Source organism: Corynebacterium sp. UMB6689 (assembly GCF_030215295.1).
GTDB classification, from domain to species: domain Bacteria; phylum Actinomycetota; class Actinomycetes; order Mycobacteriales; family Mycobacteriaceae; genus Corynebacterium; species Corynebacterium aurimucosum.
The window spans coordinates 1-247 of the sequence record NZ_JASOLS010000243.1 but is presented as its reverse complement, the minus strand read 5'-3'; the positions used below and the strand labels follow the sequence as shown (position 1 = coordinate 247).

The following is a 247-nucleotide window of genomic DNA, read 5'->3' as shown; positions in this document are numbered from 1 at the left end:
CTGTTCTCGGACGCGTGCAGATCACCCGAGGGCGGTGTGCCGTCCATGCGCGGTGATGCGGGGCTAGCTGCATCAGCGTAAGCCGTCTTGATCTGCTCGTCGGTACTCTCGATGATCTGTTCCATCACCGCATAATCCTGTAGCGCTGCGATCGCGGCTTTCCTTGTGTCGAGGTATTTGGTCATCACATGCATGAGCTTGTCCTTTCAGTGGTTGTAATTTCTGCTGTGACCGCGTCAATCAACGC

Annotated in this window: 1 pseudogene; it reads right to left on the bottom strand. The window is 55.9% G+C overall.

Annotated features, from left to right (window positions below):
* Positions 1-194: pseudogene (locus tag QP363_RS13350) on the bottom strand (hypothetical protein); the annotation flags it as partial.
* Between the last annotated feature and the right edge of the window lie 53 nt (positions 195-247).